Source organism: Shewanella sp. Shew256 (assembly GCF_002196695.1).
Lineage (GTDB): Bacteria > Pseudomonadota > Gammaproteobacteria > Enterobacterales > Shewanellaceae > Shewanella > Shewanella mangrovisoli.
The window spans coordinates 376,424-398,714 of record NZ_NAJR01000001.1; the positions used below are offsets into that span (position 1 = coordinate 376,424).

The following is a 22,291-nucleotide window of genomic DNA, read 5'->3' on the forward strand; positions in this document are numbered from 1 at the left end:
CAACATTTAGCCCGACTAAAGATAAAACATTTTATCTTCTGATAGATACTGCTATTTGGCCCTTAAGGTTCACTTTGCATCGATTCAGACTTAGGTTTTATGCTGTTTAAATTTTCTGCAATTGTGGCGTTTAGCTCGCATTCTGTGAGCGAATGGGCTTGAGCTATTTTTGTGTTTGTTGCATGCTGTGCGCCCTGTTAAATCGATAGCGGACTATCGATTTAACAATCCGTTCGGATGAAGGTAGCAGGAGAGTGGGGAATTAACCCCACACCGACGAGGCAACTTTGTTTTGGGATGTGTCCCGAACCAAAGCACTCTTTCAGGTGCCGCAAGGCGTGGACTGTTACTGGACGAGCCTCTGGAGAGACTACCGATTGCGTTAAGTCGCGATAATAGGTGGCGCCGAAGGCGAAAGTAGGTGCATCGATGAATGCATTCTGCGAAACGCTCAGGCAAAAGGACAGAGGAGAGGATGACTGCACGATCCCTGTCGTTTGTCTTTTGGACGCTTCCCTGCCTTTATTGGCTGGGTGATAGTCTTTCTTTAGGCTGGCAGCGGTGTGTCACAGCCATTTCTTTTCCTCCTCCTTTATTAATTTAGTTGTTTAATAATTGAGGAATATCATGAGTTTTCAAGCTTTACTCAGCAGCCTGAACGGTATCGTTTGGGGACCCGTTACCCTGTGTTTACTAGTAGGTACGGGCATCTATCTCACCCTGCGTTTGCGGCTTATTCAAGTGTTTCGTCTGCCTATGGCGCTTAGCCTATTGTTTAAACCTGCGAAAGGACACGGGGATCTCTCTTCTTTCGCCGCCTTATGCACAGCGCTGTCCGCCACCATAGGGACGGGCAATATTGTTGGGGTAGCAACCGCAATCAAGATGGGCGGCCCAGGAGCATTATTTTGGATGTGGCTGGCGGCCTTCTTTGGCATGGCGACCAAGTATGCCGAATGTATGTTGGCGGTAAAATACCGCACTACCGATGCGCGCGGACAAATTGCAGGCGGCCCCATGTATTACATCGAGCGGGGTCTTGGCATACATTGGATGGCGAAGTTGTTCGCCCTGTTTGGCGTGGGGGTGGCGTTCTTCGGGATTGGTACTTTTGCCCAAGTGAATGCGATTAGCGATGCCCTGACCATTGCCTTTGAGGTGCCGACCTGGGCGACGGCACTGGTGCTCACCCTGTTAGTCGCGGCGGTAACCTTAGGTGGGGTGAAGCGGATTTCCAACGTGGCGCAAAAGTTAGTGCCAGCGATGTCGATTGGTTATGTGCTGGCTTGTGTATGGATTTTAGTGAGTTTTGCCGAATCGATTTTACCAGCATTGCAGTTAGTGGTGGAGTCGGCCTTTACGCCTGTTTCGGCGGCGGGCGGATTCTTAGGGGCGACCGTGGCGCAGGCGATTCAAATGGGGATTGCCCGCGGGGTGTTTTCGAACGAGTCTGGCCTCGGTAGCGCGCCAATTGCCGCCGCGGCGGCGAAAACCAATGAGCCGGTCGAACAGGGCTTAGTCAGTATGACGGGCACCTTTTTCGATACCATCATCATCTGTACTATGACGGGACTGGTGCTGATTATCACGGGTGTCTGGAGCGGTGATACCGCAGGCGCAGCCATGACTAGCACGGCCTTCAGCCTAGGCGGTTCGGCGGCCATCGGTCAGTATTTAGTGACTATCGCCTTAGTCTGTTTTGCATTCACCACTATTTTAGGTTGGCACTACTATGGCGAGCGCTGCTGGTACTATTTAGTGGGCGAACGTGGACTGCGTGCCTATCAAATGCTGTTTTTAGGTCTGATTGCGGTGGGGGCCTTTATCAAGCTGGATGTGATCTGGTTATTGGCCGATACGGTAAACGGTTTAATGGCGATACCTAACCTAATTGCGATTATTGGATTAAGGCACGTCATTATTGCTGAAACCCAAAGCTATTTTGTTCGGACACTCTCAAACCGTACATTAGACCCAATTTATTAATGTTGTGAAAACAATATATTAGTTCACATTATTTTAACTTTAAGATTGTCGCCACAAGGTTCTTCGTTTACTTTATAAGGGCTACCCAAAAATGGGTGGATTAAAAACGGGGGCTTTGAGGCGACGCCATGGATAAAAGTAAACTTCGTACCTTCCGCAGCAAAATTCTATCCCATATTGCGCTGCCTTTAATTCTTATCATGACGGCCGTTTACGGCATTAATGCTTGGTTTAATTATCTTTCTGCCGAGCGAAAGCTATACGATTCCTTAGCCCAGGAATCCAATCATTCCGCCTATCGCCTACAGTTGCTACTCGAACATGCGCAGGCCAATACGCAAGGTGTTGCCGATTTTATTGGGTTTATCTCCAATAAGGAGGGCATTAATGATAGTGAGAAAATCAAACGGGTACTCACTAATCGCATCGAACGCAATCCCGATTTTTATGGCTCAGCCGTTGCGTTTAAACCTTATACCTTCCCCGATAAAAAACTCTTTTCCCCCTATGTTTACCGCGATGGCAACAACTTCCATTACCTAGATATTGGCGCCGAGGGTTATGACTATACCGATGGCTCTTGGGATTGGTGGTCGAAAGCCATTAATCAACCCGGAGGCTATTGGTCTAAAGCTTATTTTGATGAGGGCGCAGGAAACACTTTGATGGTGACTTATTCGGTGCCTTTTGGTCCTGAAAATGATTACTTTGGGGTGGCGACCGTCGATTTGGCGCTCGATAAATTGCCTGAACAACTGGGTGTGCAGCCAAGCCAATTAGTGGTACTCGATGATCAAGGGCGGCTGATTTTCCACAGCGATAAAGAGAAAGTGCTCGCCGTGACCTCCGCCGAATGGCTCGATAGAAATACCCGTCGAAACAGTGACTTTTGGGCATTATTGGATAAGGGGCTAAATGGACAAGCGCGCTTTATCGATGATAAGAGCACTGTGTATCTCGCCAGTGTTGCTTCGGTCGCTAAGCTCAAATGGCGCGTCATTGTCATGGTGCCCGAACATCAGCTGTTTGCAACGCTGCTGGATGATGTGGCATCCGTGGTGCTCAACCTTAGTTTATTAACCCTATTGTTATTACTCACTTGCTACATCGCCGCTAAACGTTTGACTCGTCCACTTGAGGCGCTGGAGTCGGGCATTTTGGCCTTTGGTCAGGGTAAAGCCCAGCAATTGGCGATCCCCAAAGGCGCGGTGAGTGAGATAGTTACCTTAAGCAGCACCTTTAACCAGATGGCGGAACTCCTCGCCGAGCGTGAGCAGGCGATTTTAGACTCCCGCGGTAACCGCTTCGCGCGGCTGATCGATGGCATGAGTGATAAGTCCTTCTATTGCTCGCTCGACCCTTCAGGGCAGTTGGCGCAGGTGAGTGAGGGCGTCACTAAGGTCTTGGGCATGTCACCTGAACTGCTCAAGCGTAAGTATCAGAGACTGTTTACCGCCAATCCGTTAAATGAAAAAAACTGGGAATACACGGATTTAGCCCTGAAGGGGGAGAATGTTCCTTCCCATCAAGTCGAGCTGCTCGACGCGAGTGGTCATCCACGTATGCTCGATCTCTTTATGCAGCCCTTGGTTTCCGACACGGGCGAGCTGATGTCGGTGGAGATGTTATTCACCGATGTGACCGAACAGTTCTCTGCCGCTACTTGGTCTAATGCCGTACTCGAAGCGGCGCCAGAGGCGATGCTGATCGTCGATCAGATGGGCTCAATTGTATTCACTAATACCCGCTGCCAAATTCTCTTTGGTTACGATGCCAACAGCATGTTAGGGCTACAGGTGGAGTCACTCTTGCCTGAAGCCATGCGTAGCAACCATGCCCGCGACCGCCTGCAATTTTTGCGTGAAGGCCGCGATCGCCCCATGGCCAATGCGCGCCATGTGCGGGCGCTTAAGGCCGATGGCGGGGAGTTTGTTGCCGAAATCGCCTTGAGTATTTTACCTGCCGATCATGAAGGTCGCAGACAAGTGGCAGCATCTATTCGGGATATGACCCAGAAGTTAGCCGTAGAGCAAAAAATTCGTGACAGTGAACTAAGGTTCCGTGGCCTAGTGACCAATATTCCTGGCGCCGTCTATCGTACGCGCATCGGCGATGTCTGGGTGATGGAATATGTCAGTGACAACATTGCCGATATTACGGGTTTTGCGGCGAGCCTGTTTATTGAAAACCGTCAACGCACCTTTGCCTCGCTGATCGTGGAAGAAGATCGTGAGCTATGCCATCAACATATCGATAGGGCGCTGGCGCAACAGGAAACCTTTGAGATGGAATACCGCATCCGCCACCGTGACGGTAGCATTCGCTGGGTGCATGAAAAGGGCAAGGCGAGTTATACCGAAGAAGGATTCCCGCTATGGTTTGACGGCAGTATTGACGATATCACCGAGAGTAAACTGGCCATGGTTGAGCTTGAGGCATCGCGCCTGCAACTCACCAATATTACCGAATCTATCCCTTGTACCGTGTATCAGTTGCGCTGGGTTTCTCCTGCGGATCGCACCTTTACTTTCCTCTCCGGCGCGGCATTCCATATGCTGGGCTTACACCGCGAAGATTTACTGAAAGACTTTAATATCATTGCCGAGCGGATATTTGATGAGGAACGCCCCGAGGTGGTGCGTGCCTTAGCGGGTAAGAGTGAGGACAAGTTGCAATGGGTGCGAGAGTTCCGTTATCGCCATCCTAACGGCAGTATTCGCTGGATGGAGGCGGGAGCGAGCGGTCACTACAACGATGATGGCGCCATTATTTGGAATGGCTACGTGATGGATATTACCGAGCGTAAAGCCATTGAAGAAGAGTTGGCAGTTAGCGAGGCGCACTTTAAGGCGCTATTTGATGGCTCGACCATTGGCATTGTGAACGTCGATGCCAAAGGCGTGATCCTCGACTGTAACGACCAATATTGCGAAGACATGGGCCAGACCCGAGAGTCACTCTGCGGTGTGCCAATTTTCGATGTCTTGAGCCTGCAGGATAAAGAAACCGCTAAGGCTCAGTTTAGAGAATTGGCCGAAGGTAAAGTCGACCACTATCGCGGTGAACGTAGCTTTATTCGCCCCAATGGTGAGCCGTTGTGGATGACGGTCAATGTGTCGGCACTGTTTGATAGCCAGAAGCAGTTCGAATCGGCCGTGGTCAGTATGGTCGATATGACAGAGCTGAAACTGCTATCTGACGAACTGTTAGTGGCGAAAGAGGAGGCTGATGCGGCGAGTAAGGCTAAGGGCGATTTCCTCGCGAATATGTCCCATGAAATCCGCACGCCGATGAATGCCATTATCGGTATGTCGCAACTTTGTTTGCAGACGGCGTTGGATAAGAAGCAGAAAAATTATGTGGAGAAAATTGAGCGCGCTTCAAAATCCTTACTCTCCATCATTAACGACATCCTCGACTTCTCTAAAATTGAAGCCGGCAAGTTAGACATCGAATCTGTGCCCTTCCAGCTCGATACTATGCTCGAAGATCTCAGCGATATGTTCTCCGAGAAGGCGGCCCATAAACAGCTTGAACTGCTGTTTGCGGTGGCGCCCAATGTGCCTAGGCACTTATATGGTGATTCGCTGCGCCTAGGGCAAGTGCTGATCAACTTGATGAACAACGCGATTAAGTTTACCGAGCGCGGTGAAGTCTTGTTATCGCTCAACTTAGTTGAGCAGCAAAATGACGATGTGGTGCTGCGCTTTAGTGTGCGCGACAGCGGTATTGGTTTAACCGCAGATCAGCAGGCCAAGTTGTTTAAATCTTTCAGTCAGGCCGACACCTCAACCACCCGCAAGTACGGCGGTACGGGCTTAGGGCTAGCGATTTGTAAACAGCTCGTCGAACTGATGGGCGGCACCATAGGGGTTGAAAGTCAGTTCGGCCACGGCAGTACCTTCTACTTTACCGTTAAGTTGCAGATTTCCAGCGGTCAAAAGCTAACGGTTGCCCAAGAGCTCGAAGGTATGCCGATTCTGGTGGCCGATGACAATGCCACCGCCCGTGACATTATGCGCACCACCTTAGAAAGCATGGGCTTTAGGGTGGATACGGTGCGCTCCGGCGAAGAGGCTGTGACCCGTTGTATCCAGCAGGAATATGCCGTTGCCTTAATCGACTGGAAGATGCCAAACCTCGATGGCATTGAAACGGCTAAACAAATCAAGCAGCAGGCGAAGAAAGCGCCGCGGATCTTGATGGTGTCGGCCCACGCCAACCAAGACTTCTTAAGCCAAATTGAAGAACTTGGCTTGGCCGGATATATCAGTAAACCCATTAGTGCATCTAGGTTGCTCGACGGCATTATGAATTCCCTCGGCCGGGCGGGAGTTCTCCCCGTGAGACGCCAGAGCGAGAGCATCGATCCTAAACTGTTATTGCCGCTTAAGGGTAAGCGCATCCTCTTGGTTGAAGACAATGAGATGAACCTTGAGGTGGCCACCGAGTTTTTAGAGCAGGTGGGGATTATCTTATCCATTGCCACTAACGGCCAGATAGCGCTCGATAAGCTGGAGCAGCAGAGCTTCGATCTGGTGTTGATGGACTGCCAAATGCCAGTGATGGACGGTTATCAGGCCACGCAGGCACTCAGAAAGCGGCCTGAACTCACCGAGCTGCCCGTGGTCGCGATGACGGCAAATGCGATGGCTGGCGATAAGGAAATGTGTTTAAGAGCGGGGATGAACGACCATATCGCTAAGCCGATTGAGGTCAACCTACTGTATCAAACCCTGTTGAAATACTTAGGTGGCAGCGCGTCGCTGGTCGATAACACAGAACCGAGTCAACTGGTTGATATCCCAGTTAAACCTATCAACTTAGATTCTGAATCTGTGGTGAAATGGCCCGAGCATCCTGAGCTGGATATCGATAGGGGCTTACAATTAGTTCAAAACTCTACCCGTTTGTATCAAAGGATCTTCGATCGTTTCGTTACCAGTCAGCGTAATGTGGTGGATCTCATCAATAAAGCGCTCGCCAATGACAAACGTGACGATGCCGTGCGGATGGCGCATACCTTGAAGGGGCTCGCGGGTAACTTAAGCTCCAGTAAGCTGGTGGAATTAGCCCGCCAACTAGAGTTGCACTTAGGTGAGAAGAGCGAATACCAAACTGAGTTAGACCAAATCCAAGCGCTAGTGGCGTCGATTTGTGATGCCATTGAGCGGGTCAAGCCCCAGTTTGAGGAGTCGACCACATCGACGAGCGAACAACTCTCGCCAGAGGCGCTAGTCACCGCCTTAAAACAGCTGCGACAAAGCCTAGAGGATGCTGACTCAGATGCGGTGGCGCAAATCGATGCGCTAAAACCTCAGGTGAGTAGCAAGTTATGGCTGCAGCTCAGCCCAGCCCTGACTATGATTAATCAGTATCAATTTGATGAAGCCGTGGATTTGATAGATGACGTGCTTGCGGAATTAGCGTGACAACCGGTCAATGAGGTGCGGTAGTTGACCATAAATAAAGCCACTGGATAAGGTGAAAGTGTTGATGGATAAGGCAACGATATTGGTCGTCGATGATACACCGGAGAATATTGATATTTTAGTGGGTATCCTCGGTGAGGATTATAAGGTCAAGGTGGCGATTGATGGACCAAGAGCACTCGCCCTTGTTGCCAAAACCCTACCTGATTTGATTTTACTCGACGTAATGATGCCCGGCATGAATGGCTATGAAGTGTGTAAGTTGCTTAAGCAGGAACCCTTAACTTGCCATATTCCGGTGATTTTTGTGACCGCCTTGTCTGAGGTGGCCGACGAGACCCAAGGGTTTGAGTTAGGCGCCGTCGATTACATTACTAAGCCAGTGAGTGCTCCTGTGGTAAAAGCGCGGGTCCGAACCCATCTAGCGCTGTACGATCAAAAGCGCCTACTAGAGCAACAGGTAAAAGAGCGCACCCAAGAGTTAGAAGAAACCCGCTTCGAAATTATCCGCCGCTTAGGCCGCGCCGCCGAATACAAAGACAACGAGACGGGCCTGCACGTGGTGCGCATGAGCCACTATGCACGGATGCTGGCCGTGAAATTAGGCTTGCCTAGCACCTTCTGCGAGCTGTTATATAACGCCGCGCCGATGCACGACATCGGGAAAATCGGCACTCCCGATGCGGTGCTGAAAAAGCCCGGTAAGCTCGATGCCGATGAGTGGGAAATCATGCAGCAACATGCCGCCATTGGCGCTGAGATCATTGGCGAACATGGCGATCCACTGCTGCAAATGGCGCGGCGCATCGCCTTAACCCACCACGAAAAATGGGATGGTTCGGGTTATCCTAATGGTTTGTCTGGGGAAAATATTCCGATTGAAGGCCGGATTGTGGCGATAGCGGACGTTTTCGATGCCCTGACTTCGCGTCGTCCTTACAAGGAGCCGTGGACAATTGAAGCCACGGTCGAGTTACTCGAAAGCCAAGCGGGCAAACACTTTGACCCTAAGCTGGTGGAGGAGTTTAAGCAAATTCTGCCCGAAGTCGTGGCTATTCGAGACACTTACATCGAGCATTAAACAAAAAAGGCGCCTAGAGCGCCTTTTTCAATAGCAACTCTTTGTTTGCTCGCGGCCAACTATTCCTCTTCGAGCGAGTAGGGCAGCGCTTGGATCCCTAAGCTGGATTGCTCGTCATCAGCAAAACGCAGCTTGGCATCATTTGCGGTATCGTTAGCGAGAACGGCGGTCAGTAACACTTGATTGCCACGCTGCACGAACTCAATAATTTGTCCGCCCTTGCGATAGCCATCTTCTAATGCAATCTCGATAACGCTTTCTAAATTAATCGTTAATACTGTGGTGCCCTGAAGAATATAGAGTGCGCGCTTGTTACCGCCACGGTATTTAGTGCGAGCAACGGTTTCTTGGCCCATATAGCAGCCCTTGTTGAAGCTAATGCCATTAATGGCCTGCAGGTTACACATCTGCGGCACATATTGGTTAGCATGGTTTGGGGCTAGATTAGGGTAGCCTGCTGCAATTTCTAAGGCTTGCCAAGCGCTGGCATCAAACACTGTGTGCTCGCCCACTAAGGCCGTTGCCGCTTCTGGCTGCAGCACCAGAATAAAACGGTCCCCATCCTTTAGGATGGCGCCATGTTCAACCAGTGTGAGTTCTTCAGTGATTTCACCGAAGTGTTGCGTCACAAACGGTACTGCCTGTTCGCCCGCCACACCGAGTAATGTCCACTCAGCCGTCGCATTTGTCAGGGTTGCCTTGCTAAATACGGCATATTTTTGCAGCTGTGGCAGGTCGAGCTCAAGGGTGTCCTTTGGCATCAGCATCAACAGCGCATCTTGGATGGCGAAGGTGCGGAAGCTGGCGAGCATCTTACCCTTAGGATCGCAATGTGCGCCCCAGCGCCATTGGTTGGCTTCGAGTGAGCTGATATCCGTGGTGACTTGACCATGGATAAAACTGCGACCCTGTTCGCCGACCACTTTGATGAGGCCGAGGTGGGATAGGTTGGCGAGCATAAGTGGAGGCATTGAGGCGTCCAGATCCCAAGTGGGTGTCGAAACTGCAATAGTCATAGCGGAGATCCTGAAAATGAAGACGATGCAAGAGGCTAGATTGTAGCGGAATTAAGCGGCGCTCAAAAGCATAAGGCGCACATATCTTGAATGAAATGTGCGCCTTATAAATACACTCAAGCTGAGTGCGTAAAGCCTTAGAACAATACGCGGGTGCGCAGTGTGCCTTCAATGGCCTTAAGTTCGACCAGTGCTTCCTCGGCTTGGTGAGTATCGACTTCCATCACCACATAACCGATTTCAGCTGTGGTTTGCAGATACTGAGCGGCAATGTTGATGCCTTTTTCAGAGAAAGCTTTGTTGATTTTGATCAGCACGCCAGGACGGTTTTGGTGAATGTGCAGTAAGCGCGAAATACCTTTGTGCATTGGCAGCGACACTTCAGGGAAGTTAACCGCAGAAACGGTCGAACCGTTGTCTGAGTATTTGGCTAACTTACCAGCCACTTCGATACCGATGTTTTCTTGGGCTTCGGCAGTACTGCCGCCCACGTGCGGGGTCAACAGCACATTGTCTAAGCCACGTAATGGGCTGATAAATTCATCATCATTCGATTGTGGCTCGACGGGGAATACGTCGATTGCCGCGCCCGCAAGGTGACGCTCTTTAAGGGCAACCGTCAGGGCATCGATATCAACCACAGTGCCGCGTGAGGCGTTGATAAAGATGCTGCCTTTGCGCATGGCGGCAAATTCTGCGGTGCTGATCATATCTTTGGTCTGCGCTGTCTCTGGGACGTGCAAACTGATCACATCGGACTGTGCCAGTAATTGTTCCATCGAATGAATTTGTTGGGCATTGCCTAATGGCAGTTTGTCTTCGATATCGAAAAACACCACGCGCATGCCTAAGGTTTCAGCCAGGATCCCAAGCTGAGTACCAATATGGCCATAACCTATCACACCTAAGGTTTTGCCACGGACTTCGTAACTGCCGGCGGCCGTTTTCATCCAGCCACCACGGTGGGCGATGGCATTACGTTCAGGAATGCCGCGCATCAGCATGATAATTTCGCCTAATACCAGTTCAGCCACGCTGCGGGTATTGGAAAACGGTGCGTTAAAGACGGGGATACCGAGTAATTCGGCGGTCGCGAGATCCACTTGGTTAGTACCGATACAGAAACAACCAATCGCAATCAGTTTTTCGGCACGCTTCAATACATCAGCCGTTAATTGGGTACGGGAACGAATACCAACAAAGTGAGCATCTTTGATGGACTCGAGCAGGGCTTCATCACCCAAGGAGGCTTTGTGATACTCGATATTGGTGTATCCAGCACGTTCAAATACATCGACCGCAGATTGGTGGACGCCTTCCAACAACAGGATCTTGATCTTATCCTTGTCCAGCGAATGTTTCGCCATGATATGGGTACCCTCTAATTAATTGAAATAGTTCTGTGTGATATGCTGACAGCCTTGGCCTTCCAAAGTAGCACTTTTTTTGCTCACTGTGGAGGGCTAGATGGCTAAAGTTAATATTCTAGAATTAGAACAATATCGCATAAGAGGAAGGAACATTGAATAACAAAATCATTTGGTGCGGTATTTACCTCTCAGTTTTAATATGGTCGGCGATAAAACCCGCAGATCCATTCACTTGGTGGCTCGAAGCCTTGCCCGCATTAGTGGCCGTGCCCTTGCTCTTTTTTACCCGCAAGGGTTTTCCGCTGACGCCCTTAGTGTATTTTTTGGTGCTGGTGCATTGCTGTGTGTTGTTTGTTGGCGCGCACTATACCTATGCCGAAGTGCCACTGTTCGATACGATTGCCCAGTGGATGGGCACTGAACGCAACAACTACGACAAGGTCGGGCATTTCGCCCAAGGTTTTATTCCTGCCATGTTAGCCCGTGAGATTATGTTACGTAATCAAGCCGTTAAACCTGGCGCATGGTGTGCCTTTTTAGTCACCTGCTTTGTGTTGGCCTTCAGCGCCTTCTACGAACTGATTGAATGGTGGGTGGCCGCCGCGACGGGCGAAGGCGCTGAGGCCTTCTTAGGTACTCAAGGTTATGTGTGGGATACTCAATCGGATATGTTTTTAGCCTTGATTGGGGCCATTGTCGCACTAATCAGTTTGTCCCGTGTGCAGGATAAACAAATCGCAAAACTTATCGGTCAGGCTAGGCTCAAACACTTACCGAAAAATCCCCTCTAAGTCTCACTTAGAGGGGATTTTTTATGCCTCAAACCGTCATTATTTTCTGTTAAATTTTTGTATCAACTTTCGATTGAGAGCTTTATAGACTAAGGTGTACCCTGAATGTTCCGTCGATAAGCTTCAGGATTAATCACTGTTTAGTGATAAAGCCTTGGTCTGTTAGTCGAACTTACTATAAAAAAAGAGTGATTATTTAGTACATTCGGGTGATGGCATTCATGCGGTAACTAGTCAAAATGGGCTATGTTAATTAATTGTATTTTTGTGCATTTGCACGCTTAAGTTCAACATTAGACTAATAAAGACGAAATACTTTTCAGGGAGAAGAGTAAAGTGAATACTATCAACGAGTTAGTTTTTCTGCATCAAGTGGCAGCGCCTTGCCATTTGGCGATACTCGCAGAATCTATCGGATTAAAAACACGGATTGTTAAACAGGCTTCCGAGCTAAATTTAGATAAAGGGCAACGCAGTTTTTGCCTTATCGCCCAAAAAGGCGCTGCCTTAGATAATAAAGGCATTCCGCTGTTGGCCTCACGTCTGGTGCCCCATGTTCCCGTCGCTTTGTATCAAGTCGAGCGTAATTCCTTAGACCAAGAGTCAGCCATGTTGCTGGGGATCCGCGGTTTGTTATTTGCGGATCAGCGCATGGATTTGATGCTAACAGGGCTGCGCAAAATGGTGGCCGATGAGCTTTGGTACGATAGAACCTTACTCAGTAAGATGTTTCGCCGGGTGGTGCAAAAGTTGGATGGGCAAAATGATATGCCCGCCGATACTGTTGCCATGTTGCAAGCGCTTACATCGAGGGAGCGAACCATTATTCAGTTCGTCTCTAGCGGCGCGCGTAATAAGGAAATCGCCCATCGACTCTGCATCAGTGAGCATACGGTGAAGGCACATATTTCCTCTATTTTCCGTAAGACCCAGTCCCGCAATCGTGTTGAGCTATTGCGTTGGGCTCAGACCTATCAAACACATTTTGAGTTTTGCAGTTAAGCTCAAAGCTTAAGCCTTAAACGCACTAAGATGAGTTGCGAGTGAACTGGGCCGGTGATTTACATCGGCAAGATAAGACGAGCGGCAACTCACTTTTGCGCTTTATATGCAAATAAAAACGGGAACATGATTCATGTTCCCGTTTTTATTGGGCCGCCTACAGCAGACGGCCTATCGATAGAGATTAGTACTGAACAACGGTTGCAACGTTCATATCACCGGTTTGGTTAACGCTGATGCTGTTGCTATTGCCAGCTTGTGAACCCAGCACTAAGTTGTCATTACCAGTTTGGGTAATCATTAGGCTGTTGTTGTCACCACGCACGCCAAATGAGCTTGAAGCGAATGAAGTGCCGCTATCGCCACCTACCCAGTTACCGTTACCCGCTTGAGTGATTTGAGCTGAGTTTTCATCACCTTCGATGATTAAATCGATAAGGTTCAGATCACCACGGTGTTGCAGTGCAGTCACATCGGCGTTGTTGTTACCCGTTACGCTAATGATGGTTTCGTTTTGTCCGCCATCTTGCTCAACATCCACTTCGTTGTCGTTACCAACGGCATCCACATAGGCGAAGTTCGCATCACCTTCTTGGCTGATTTCGATGCTGTTGTCTTCACCTGTTGCGAAGGCAACCAGCTCGTTGTTATCACCCTTAGAAGATAAGTCGAAGTCGTTGTCTGTACCGTAAGCGCCAAAGGTTGCGAAGTTAGCATCACCACGTTGCTTTAAGTCAACGTCGTTGCTATCGCCCCATACTTGGAACTCTGCGCCGTTGCTGTTGCCACGTTGCTTGATAGTGATATCGTTGTCGTTACCTTGAATGTCAGCCACTAAAGTATCGCCTACAGTGTTGCGGTCGCCGTCTTGAGCGATATCAATGCTGTTGTCATCACCTGTGGTCATTGAAAGGTAAGCAGTGTTGTTGCTGCCTTCTTGTTTCATGGTGATATCGTTCTCACTACCCGCTAAGGCGTAAACGAAGCCAGTGTGGCTATCACCCTTTTGATAGATATCGATGCTGTTGTCGTTACCCGCGATGCCTTTAGCCGCACCAAAGTTGTTGTTACCAATCTGTTCAACCGATACGTCGTTGTTATTACCCACGTTTGCGGTCAGGTCGAGTGCGATTAAACCCGCTTGGTTGTTGTTACCGTATTGCTTGATGTCGCCATCGTTATTATCACCTTGTACGCGGAATACGGCGAAGTTGGCATCACCTTCTTGTTCTACGAAGGCACTGTTTTCGTTGCCAGTGATTTCAACTTGGCTTTCGTTCACTTCACCTAATTGGTTTACAGAAACCAGGTTGTCGCTACCAGTGATGTCGTTGCTGCTTTGGTTGTAGAAACCATCCTGTGCCACTTCAGCGACGTTGTTATTGCCAGTGACGTTAACTGACGCAACATGCCAATCAGTTTGTTGAGTCACTGTGACTTCGTTGGCATCACCCGTTGAGTTAACTTGCGCTTCATGCCACACACCGTCTTGTAATACGGTGGCTACTTGGTCGTTACCCGTTTGGGTCACTGCTGCAGCGTTAATCACTCCAGTTTGCGCAACTAGGGTGTCTTGACCTTGGCCAGTTTGCTCAACGCTGATGTCGTTAACGAGACTGGCCGCAAATGCTTGGCCACTTAAGCCAGTTGCAATAGCTAGCGCAATGAGTGATTTTTTCGCTTGTGATTTCATGTGGACTCTCCCTGTTTAATATTGAGTTATTGAGATTGCAGCACCGTCTGCAATCTGCTGGATCGAAAAATTGCCGCTTCCTAGTTGGTTCAATTGCACCAGATTGTCATTGCCAATCTGGGTGATTGAAGCCGTGTTTTGAGTGCCGACTTGCAGTAGTTGGACTTCATTGTTGGAACCAATCTGTGTCACAAGCGAAACGTTATCGTTACCCGCTTGTGTCACATAGGCGCTGTTATCGCTGCCCGACTGGATCACTATTGCTTGGTTTGCCGTACCTTGCTGCACTAGGTCGATAAGGTTATCGCGCCCAGAACGCTCAATGAGCGCCTGCAGGGTGATAGGCAGTTCACTGACATCCGCCGCTTGGCTGGGCGTCAGACAACTACATAACAAGATGAGCAGTACCAAAAAGCGTGTGAATAGACTTGGCACAAGTGACTCCTTGTATGTATAGGTGTTTTGGCCGAGGTGAAAACACTCCAACCAATTCAGGCATCAAGGTACGAGTCATAGGGCCGAGAGACAATTGGCCGAAAGGGTATTTATTTGTTGGGTGCAATAGCCTGCTAGATAGAATTAACTTTTGTTAATCCTATGATAAATCAGTTTATTGTCTATTTACGCTCCGTGCTCCTTTCTTTTTAACCTACCAAGTCGGTCTAGTAGTTAAGTCGTATTTCGCAGTGGGCGGCTTTTTTAAGTTGAAACATTATGGCAACAATTTACCGGCAAACATGCTGGATGTTCGTTGCTATTATCCAATCAATTTTGAGCGGAGGCTGCGTAATTGCGGTTCCAGAATTTCAACGTAAAGGACTATAGGAAGCTCAATATGTCGATAAAACTCTCACCACTGGCGTTAGCAATTGCAGGAGCGATGACACTGTCAGCCGTGCCTGCTATGGCAAAAGATGCCCCTGTCTATGAAAAAGATGCCATTCTCGTGGTGTATAAAGACAATGCGACGAAAGCGGAGCGCTCGGCGGCTCAGCGTTTAATTCGTGGCACCTTAACCGATGCCAATGCGGACGGTGTCGATGATAAGTTCCAGCATTTACTTAATGGCAAACTGGCACGTTTAGCCCTGCGCAAAGGCGCCAATATTGAGGATGCGATTAAGGTGATTAGCCGTCATCCTGCGGTGAAATATGCCGAACCTAACTACATTCTCAAGGCGATAGGTACGCCTGATGACCCAAGCTTTGCTAGCCTGTGGGGCATGCATAACACGGGACAAAACGGTGGCACCGCCGATGCGGATATCGATGCGCCTGAAGCTTGGGAAATCACCACCGGCAGCTCGGATGTGGTGATTGGGGTGATTGACACTGGGGTGGATTACAATCATCCCGATCTACAGGCCAACATGTGGGTGAATGGTGGCGAGATCCCTGGTAACGGTATCGACGATGACGGCAACGGCGTGATCGACGATGTTCACGGTTACAGCGCGGTCAATAATAACGGTAATCCTATGGACGGTAACGGCCACGGTACCCATGTTTCCGGCACGATTGGCGCTAAAGGCAATAACGGTGTGGGTGTCGTAGGGGTGAACTGGGATGTTAAAATCGCCGCCTGTCAGTTCCTCGATGCCGATGGTTATGGTTCCACCGCAGGTGCGATTGCCTGTCTGGACTACTTTACCGATCTTAAGGTTAATCATGGCGTTGATATCAAAGCCACCAACAACTCTTGGGGCGGCGGCAGCTTTAGCCAAGCCTTAAAAGATGCGATTGAAGCGGGTGGTGAAGCGGGCATTCTGTTTGTGGCCGCCGCGGGTAACGATGCGGTGGACAATGATGCCAGCCCACATTATCCCTCAAGCTACGACTCGGATGTGGTGTTGTCTATTGCCAGTACCGACCGTAATGACCGTATGTCAGATTTCTCCCAGTGGGGCTTAACCAGCGTCGATATGGGCGCGCCAGGTACTGCAATTCTCTCGACAGTACCAGGTGGTGGTTATGCCAGTTATTCTGGTACCTCAATGGCGACACCCCATGTGACAGGTGCGGCGGCACTGGTGTGGTCGTTAAATCCCGATCTCTCACCAGTAGAAATGAAAACCTTACTGATGGCATCGGGTGATGCGAATGCGGACCTCACCGGTAAAACCGTAGCTGGGACTCGCCTCAATGTGGCAAATGCCTTAGAGCAGGCAAACCCATCCCCTAGCTATAAGTTTACCGTATCGCCAGCATCGCAATCGGTCGAAGCGGGTAACACGGCTAGTTATAACTTTAGTGTCGGCAGTGTGGCTGGGTGGGAAGGTGATGTGGCGCTTAGCGTAGCCGTATCTCCGGCGCTTGAAGGCGTATCCTTATCAGCCTCAACAGTTGCTGCTGGTGGTTCATTTACCTTAGATGTAGCGACAACGGCGCAAACAGCTTGGGGTGATTACAGCATTACAGTAACAGGTACCGATGGCACCATTGAAAAGTCTAAAGTCGTTTCACTGAATGTGTTCCCACAGGGATTAAATGACTTTAGCTATGGCAATGAAAACGCTGTTGCTATCCCTGATAACAATGCTAATGGCGTGGTGAGCACTATCGACGTTGCCGACGATGTGCAGATTTTTGGTGTGACCGCCGATGTGAATATCAGCCACACTTGGATTGGTGATTTACGTGTCGTGTTAACCTCTCCTGCGGGCACCGAAGTGGTTCTGCATAACCGTGAGGGAGGCAGTGCCGACAACATCGTTAAGAGCTGGGACTTAAGCGCGTTTGACGGTGAAAATGCCCGCGGTACTTGGTCATTATCTGTGGACGACAATGCGGGCGCGGACATGGGCACCCTGAATAACTGGGGCTTAGTGATCAGCGGCTTAGGTGAAGCCTCTCCTGCGGCACCTGTTGCAGGTTTCGAGTATACTGTTGAAGGCTTAAGCGTTGCCTTTACTAACACCAGTACCGATGCAAACGATGATATCGTGAGCTATAGCTGGGACTTTGGTGATGACACTAACTCTAGCGAAATGAACCCAAGCCATGTGTTTGCTGCCGCTGGCACCTACAGAGTGTCGCTTACCGTGACTGACGCTATGGAGCATAGCAACACTGTGACCATGGAGGTGCAAGTGTATGAGCATAGCATCAGTGCCGATGTGACTCGTGCGCTAGTCTCACGCCGTGGCAGTGCTATGGTCGATCTCACATGGGATAGCGCCTTAGGTGAAAGCGTCGCCCTGTACCGTGATGGTGAGTTAGTGGCCACGACTGAAAACGATGGTAACTACCGTGATCGCTTTACAACGACGGCATCGAGTGTGACGTACCAAGTGTGTGAAACCTCGGGCTCACTCTGTTCTGCGGCGGTTGTCGCGCAGTTCTAATGAAGTCATAAAATAACAAGGCGACCCTAGGGTCGCCTTTTTTGTTCTCTAAACTCGAAAGCTAAGGTTTTTATTTCACTTCCTCTGGCTCAGTTTCGGCGGAAATTTGTGTTTTTCGGTCGGATAACTGCTGTATTGCCTGAGTGTTATTCGAGGTTAAGCCATTAAAATGATCGTTAATTTTATTGAGTTGGCTGATGTATTCAGGATCATCTTTTTCTTTATGTTGCCAGTAACGTTGGCGTTCTAATTTTTGCAACTCGCTGGTTCTTAGGATTTCGAAATAGCTGTTTTCCTGCTTTAGGCGGTACAGCTCGGCATCGAGCAATTGCAGCAGTTTTTCCTTAGAAATCGTTTGGCTATTGAGCAAGGCTTGCAGCGGGTCGACAGGCGTCTCTCGTTTGTCTGAATCGGTTTCTGTGGTGATGCCAAGCTGATACTCAATCTTATGTTGGCTATAATCCTGCGGGCAGGCGGTTTGGCTAAAGACGATCTTATCGTCCTTGCGACATTTATAGACGGTATTTGCAAGTGCAGTTGTAGGAAGCAGCACGCAAATAAGAGTCACTATGAGTCTTGCCATTCGACGACAGATCCTTTGTGTACGCAATAATGAATAACGTTACTGTATTGGTGCAATGCCAGATTGTGATTGGCGCTTGCGTCCTTGTTAAACTCTAGCAGTTATCAGATTAAGAGGCTGGAATACTTGTTACTCATAGTTAACAACCGTGAATACTATGGCGTAACTTGAAGAATAAAACCAGTTTTTTGACGATGGAATTTTTTTGACGCTCAATAGATTGAGGCGAGTTTACACAGAGCGGCACAAACAAAAAAGGAGCCTAAGCTCCTTTTTCTTGCGCTAAAAACGCTTAGCGGTCGAAGCGCAGGTTATCGATAAGACGCGCCTTACCTAAGTAAGCGGCGGCCAAAATCACCAGTGCTTGGTCCGTAGTTTCCGCATTGGCCAGCGTAGTGGCATGGCGAACTTCTAAATAATCCGGCGTAAAGCCTGCGGCGATAAGGCTCGCTTTAGCTTCAGCGGTGACTTGTTCGATGCTCAGGCCTTGCTTGATGCCTTGCGCCATGGCATCGATAGCTTTTTTCAGCGCCGGCGCCGCGGCTTTTTCTTCCGCCGTCAGGTAGCCATTGCGGGAACTCATGGCTAAGCCTGAGGCTTCACGAATGGTATCCACACCGATAATTTCAATCGGCAGTGACAAGTCTTCAACCATAGTGCGGATCACTAAGAGTTGTTGATAATCCTTGTTGCCAAAGAACGCCACATCGGGCTGCACTATGTTGAACAGTTTACAGACGACAGTCGCGACGCCACGGAAGTGGCCGGGACGACTGGCACCGCAGAGCACATCGGAGATCCCAGGTACTTCAACATAGGTTTGCTGCGCCAAGCCTTTAGGATAAATAATCGCAGGCGTTGGGGTAAATAGCAGCTCGGCGCCCGCGGCAGTCAGCGCTTGGCTATCGGCCTCTAAGGTGCGCGGGTAGGCGTCGAGATCTTCGTTCTGCCCAAACTGCATGGGATTAACGAAGATTGAGACGACCACATGGTCGCATTTCTTCGCCGCTTCTTTCACTAAGGTGATGTGTCCCTGATGGAGATTGCCCATGGTAGGCACAAAGGCGACAGTCTCGCCCTTGGCACGCCATGCTCGCACTTGAGTACGAATATCATCGATATGGGCGCTAGTGATCATTAACTCTTACCTTGCTAAAACTTGAAATAGTCGTCTGTGTGCTTAGCACTATTTAGCTCAATGAGTGCTAGCACGCTTAGTTAAACGTGTGATCAGCACTTGGGAAGCTACCATTGGCCACTTCTTCAATATAAGCGCGTACCGCCGAGCGGATTTCGCCCGTTTGCTTGAGGTAGTTCTTTGAAAAACGTGGGATATAACCACTCGAAATACCGAGCACGTCGTGCATTACTAGGATCTGGCCATCTGTCGTGGCGCCAGCGCCAATGCCGATCACTGGGATAGTTAATGCTTGAGTGATGGCGGTGGCGAGTGATGCCGGAATACATTCAACTACTAACAGCTGCGCACCAGCGGCTTCTAAGGCTTTGGCTTCATCGAGAATGCGCTGGGCATTTTCAGCATCGCGGCCTTGTACTTTAAAGCCACCAAAAACGTGTACCGATTGCGGGGTGAGGCCCAAGTGGGCGCAGACAGGAATACCGCGTTCGGTCAGTTTAGTCACGGTTTCGAGTAACCAGTGACCGCCTTCCAGCTTGACCATATTGGCACCCGCCTGCATGAGTGCAGTGGCGTTTTCCATGGCTTGTTCTGGCGTGGCGTAACTCATAAATGGCATGTCGGCGATCAGCAGTGAGCGCTCGATACCGCGACGCACACAACGAGTGTGATAGGCGATTTCGGCTGTCGTGACGGGCAGGGTATCATCGTGGCCTTGCAGAACCATTCCCAAAGAATCGCCGACCAGTAGCACATCGATGCCTTCGCCGTCGAACGCACTGGCAAAGCTGGCATCATAGGCTGTCAGAGCGGTGAATTTTCTACCTTCCTGTTTGTATTTCAACAGGGTTGAGCTAGTAACTTTAGACATATGGGTGATCTTCAAACCAAATAGAAGTGGTGTTATAAGCTAACTGGGGGCTGACTTCAATGATCATTGCCCAGTAGTTGTAACTCGGCCAAGAATTTTTCACTGATAAGGCTGCGTAACGGCGTTTTACAAGGTAACACCAGATCCGGTGCTATGGCCGCCAAGGGCACTAGCACAAAACTACGCTCCTTCATGCCGTAGTGCGGCACTTTAAGTCTGGGCTCATCGATAATGGCATCGCCATATAAGAGTAAGTCGAGATCTAAGGTTCTGGGGCCCCAACGTTCTTTACGAACACGGCCCTGAGTGTTTTCAATCTCTTGCAGTGCATCTAACAGGGCGATGGGCGCAAGAGAGGTCTCAAAGCTGGCAACGGCATTGATATAGTCGGGCTGCACTACGTCACCCATGGGGGCGGAACCGTAATAGGGCGATACCTTGAGACTCTGATGTTCAGCCAAGGTGGACAAGGCCGCAACGGCATTGTCCAACTGGGTTTTAGGATCTTCAAGATTAGCCCCGAGGGCGACAAAAACCTGAGTCATTATTCGGCGGCTTTGGCTTTCGCGGCACTCGGGCGACGGCGACGGCGCTGTAGTGAATTGCGGTTACGGTTACCCGCCGCTTTGTTACCACTGCGGGCGATATTCATACGCTCGGTTTCATCCGCTTCAACAAACTGTTGCCACCAAGCGGCACTCTTGGCGACATTGCCACCTTCGACTTCGCCGCGCAGTAACAGTAAGTCGTAGGCCGCTCTAAATTTAGGGTGCTCTAACAGTTTAAAGGCGCGTGTGCCTTGGCTGCGATCGAAGCGTAATTGCAATTGCCAGATGTCTTTGGCGGGCGTACTAAAACGGCGCGGAATGCTGATGGTTTGGCATTGCTGCTCAATCACATCACCCATGGCGGCAAAAAACGCATCGTATAAAGTCAGACCGCTCTCGACCGCGATATCTTCGGCGCGTTGACGTAGTGGATACCAGAGGATCGCCGCATAGAAGAATGACGGAGTAACAGGCTTATCTTCGTTCACGCGCGCATCCGTGCTCTTCATAATGGCTTGCACCATCTTCATCGCAGGGCCTTTTGGCGCATCTTTTAATTGGGCATCGACTTGCGGGAAGAGCGGCGCGAACAGCTTATATTCCTGCATCATCTCAAAGTTGGCCATGGCTTTGCCAGCGAAGAAGAGTTTGAGCACTTCTTCATACATGCGGGCGGCCGGAATGTCCTTGAGCAGTGGCGCTAACTGTTTGATAGGTTTAGCGGTCACTTCTTCAATCGCCATGCTGAGCTTAGTGGCAAAACGCACTGCTCTGAGCATACGCACCGGATCTTCACGGTAACGGGTTTCGGGATCGCCAATCAGCCTTAAGGTACCGGCTTTAAGATCTTCCATACCGCCGCCATAGCTGCGGATAGAGTAGTCGCTAATATCGTAGTAAAGGGCGTTGACGGTAAAATCGCGGCGCTCTGCGTCTTCATCGATTTCGCCATACACGTTATCCCTGAGCAAACGCCCTTCGGCATTGGCTTTGGAAATCTTTTCATTGCTGTCGCCGTGGTGACCACGGAAGGTGGCAACTTCAATCACATCGCGGCCAAATACAATATGGGCGAGGCGGAAGCGGCGTCCGACTACGCGGCAATTGCGAAACAGCTTTTTAATTTCTTCCGGCGTTGCATTGGTAACCACGTCGAAGTCTTTCGGTTCGAGTCCGAGGAGTAAATCCCGTACGCCCCCACCGACTAAATAGGCCTGAAAACCTGATTTATTCAATCGGTATAATACTTTAAGTGCGTTTTCGCTGATCTGCTTACGGGAAATCGAATGCGCATCCCGAGGCACGAGCGACAAGCTTAAGCCGCCTGAAGTGAGTTCTGGCGTTTGGGGTTCAATCTGAGCTGGAGTCGGAGCGGTCGTTTTAGGCGCGTCTTCAAATAGCTGCTTGCAGAATTGGCTGATACGGCGAAAAATGGGA

General features: G+C 49.8%; 15 protein-coding genes and 1 riboswitch. Of the genes, 6 read left to right on the top strand and 9 right to left on the bottom strand.

Going from position 1 to position 22,291, the window contains the following annotated elements:
- The first annotated feature begins 351 nt into the window (after nucleotides 1–351).
- Nucleotides 352–477: riboswitch (glycine riboswitch) on the top strand.
- A gap of 150 nt (nucleotides 478–627) precedes the next feature.
- The 3 genes from B5P39_RS01615 (at nucleotide 628) to B5P39_RS01625 (ending at nucleotide 8,499) form a co-directional block, all read left to right on the top strand.
- A complete protein-coding gene (locus tag B5P39_RS01615) occupies nucleotides 628–1,986 on the top strand; it encodes an alanine/glycine:cation symporter family protein (RefSeq protein ID WP_088210220.1) in 1,359 nt (452 codons plus the stop codon).
- A gap of 128 nt (nucleotides 1,987–2,114) precedes the next feature.
- Nucleotides 2,115–7,418: a PAS domain S-box protein gene (locus tag B5P39_RS01620; RefSeq protein ID WP_088210221.1), complete on the top strand. Its 5,304-nt coding sequence runs from the start codon at nucleotides 2,115–2,117 to the stop codon at nucleotides 7,416–7,418.
- A gap of 64 nt (nucleotides 7,419–7,482) precedes the next feature.
- Nucleotides 7,483–8,499 carry a response regulator gene (locus B5P39_RS01625; RefSeq protein ID WP_011718212.1) on the top strand — a complete coding sequence of 339 codons (1,017 nt, stop codon included), beginning with the start codon at nucleotides 7,483–7,485 and terminating at the stop codon, nucleotides 8,497–8,499.
- Between the two features lie 59 nt (nucleotides 8,500–8,558).
- On the opposite strand, the gene ygfZ is transcribed toward B5P39_RS01625, so the two are convergent.
- Complete coding sequence (ygfZ, locus tag B5P39_RS01630) at nucleotides 8,559–9,515, bottom strand: tRNA-modifying protein YgfZ (RefSeq protein WP_088210222.1); 957 nt, start codon at nucleotides 9,513–9,515, stop codon at nucleotides 8,559–8,561.
- Between the two features lie 137 nt (nucleotides 9,516–9,652).
- Entirely contained in the window at nucleotides 9,653–10,882 is a 1,230-nt protein-coding gene (serA, locus tag B5P39_RS01635; protein ID WP_086903786.1) for a phosphoglycerate dehydrogenase, read from the bottom strand.
- Nucleotides 10,883–11,037: 155 nt separating this feature from the next.
- Here serA and B5P39_RS01640 point away from each other — a divergent pair, with 155 nt between their 5' ends.
- Nucleotides 11,038–11,676, top strand: coding sequence for a DUF2238 domain-containing protein (locus B5P39_RS01640; protein WP_088210223.1), 639 nt, complete (start codon nucleotides 11,038–11,040; stop codon nucleotides 11,674–11,676).
- Between the two features lie 336 nt (nucleotides 11,677–12,012).
- The gene (locus B5P39_RS01645) at nucleotides 12,013–12,678 is read left to right on the top strand and encodes a helix-turn-helix transcriptional regulator (RefSeq protein ID WP_011621517.1); all 666 of its coding nucleotides are present in this window, start codon (nucleotides 12,013–12,015) and stop codon (nucleotides 12,676–12,678) included.
- A 184-nt stretch (nucleotides 12,679–12,862) separates the two neighbouring features.
- Here the strand turns inward: B5P39_RS01645 and B5P39_RS01650 are convergent, their stop codons facing one another.
- On the bottom strand, nucleotides 12,863–14,371 hold the full coding sequence (locus B5P39_RS01650; RefSeq protein WP_088210224.1) for a curlin: 1,509 nt from the start codon (nucleotides 14,369–14,371) through the stop codon (nucleotides 12,863–12,865).
- Between the two features lie 15 nt (nucleotides 14,372–14,386).
- Nucleotides 14,387–14,806: a curlin gene (locus tag B5P39_RS01655; RefSeq protein WP_088210225.1), complete on the bottom strand. Its 420-nt coding sequence runs from the start codon at nucleotides 14,804–14,806 to the stop codon at nucleotides 14,387–14,389.
- A 400-nt stretch (nucleotides 14,807–15,206) separates the two neighbouring features.
- Between B5P39_RS01655 and B5P39_RS01660 the strand changes: the two genes are divergently transcribed.
- The gene (locus tag B5P39_RS01660) at nucleotides 15,207–17,714 is read left to right on the top strand and encodes a S8 family serine peptidase (protein ID WP_088210226.1); all 2,508 of its coding nucleotides are present in this window, start codon (nucleotides 15,207–15,209) and stop codon (nucleotides 17,712–17,714) included.
- 70 nt (nucleotides 17,715–17,784) lie between these two features.
- Here the strand turns inward: B5P39_RS01660 and B5P39_RS01665 are convergent, their stop codons facing one another.
- From B5P39_RS01665 to B5P39_RS01685, 5 genes are all read right to left on the bottom strand, one after another.
- Nucleotides 17,785–18,297, bottom strand: a complete 513-nt coding sequence (locus B5P39_RS01665; protein ID WP_088210227.1) for a hypothetical protein — start codon at nucleotides 18,295–18,297, stop codon at nucleotides 17,785–17,787.
- A gap of 292 nt (nucleotides 18,298–18,589) precedes the next feature.
- Entirely contained in the window at nucleotides 18,590–19,435 is an 846-nt protein-coding gene (gene panC / locus B5P39_RS01670; protein WP_088210228.1) for a pantoate--beta-alanine ligase, read from the bottom strand.
- Nucleotides 19,436–19,511: 76 nt separating this feature from the next.
- The gene (gene panB, locus B5P39_RS01675) at nucleotides 19,512–20,306 is read right to left on the bottom strand and encodes a 3-methyl-2-oxobutanoate hydroxymethyltransferase (RefSeq protein ID WP_011718202.1); all 795 of its coding nucleotides are present in this window, start codon (nucleotides 20,304–20,306) and stop codon (nucleotides 19,512–19,514) included.
- 56 nt (nucleotides 20,307–20,362) lie between these two features.
- Complete coding sequence (gene folK / locus B5P39_RS01680) at nucleotides 20,363–20,851, bottom strand: 2-amino-4-hydroxy-6-hydroxymethyldihydropteridine diphosphokinase (protein WP_086903778.1); 489 nt, start codon at nucleotides 20,849–20,851, stop codon at nucleotides 20,363–20,365.
- Entirely contained in the window at nucleotides 20,851–22,158 is a 1,308-nt protein-coding gene (locus tag B5P39_RS01685; RefSeq protein WP_254915677.1) for a polynucleotide adenylyltransferase PcnB, read from the bottom strand. The genes folK and B5P39_RS01685 overlap by 1 nt, the downstream gene beginning before the upstream one ends.
- Between the last annotated feature and the right edge of the window lie 133 nt (nucleotides 22,159–22,291).

Bases quoted from the DNA above. Each gene is read 5' to 3' on its own strand.
- B5P39_RS01615 (WP_088210220.1), top strand. From the start codon at position 628: ATGAGTTTTCAAGCTTTACTCAGCAGCCTGAACGGTATCGTTTGGGGA.
- B5P39_RS01620 (WP_088210221.1), top strand. From the start codon at position 2,115: ATGGATAAAAGTAAACTTCGTACCTTCCGCAGCAAAATTCTATCCCAT.
- B5P39_RS01625 (WP_011718212.1), top strand. From the start codon at position 7,483: ATGGATAAGGCAACGATATTGGTCGTCGATGATACACCGGAGAATATT.
- ygfZ (WP_088210222.1), bottom strand. From the start codon at position 9,515: ATGACTATTGCAGTTTCGACACCCACTTGGGATCTGGACGCCTCAATG.
- serA (WP_086903786.1), bottom strand. From the start codon at position 10,882: ATGGCGAAACATTCGCTGGACAAGGATAAGATCAAGATCCTGTTGTTG.
- B5P39_RS01650 (WP_088210224.1), bottom strand. From the start codon at position 14,371: ATGAAATCACAAGCGAAAAAATCACTCATTGCGCTAGCTATTGCAACT.
- B5P39_RS01660 (WP_088210226.1), top strand. From the start codon at position 15,207: ATGTCGATAAAACTCTCACCACTGGCGTTAGCAATTGCAGGAGCGATG.
- B5P39_RS01665 (WP_088210227.1), bottom strand. From the start codon at position 18,297: ATGGCAAGACTCATAGTGACTCTTATTTGCGTGCTGCTTCCTACAACT.
- panC (WP_088210228.1), bottom strand. From the start codon at position 19,435: ATGATCACTAGCGCCCATATCGATGATATTCGTACTCAAGTGCGAGCA.
- panB (WP_011718202.1), bottom strand. From the start codon at position 20,306: ATGTCTAAAGTTACTAGCTCAACCCTGTTGAAATACAAACAGGAAGGT.
- folK (WP_086903778.1), bottom strand. From the start codon at position 20,851: ATGACTCAGGTTTTTGTCGCCCTCGGGGCTAATCTTGAAGATCCTAAA.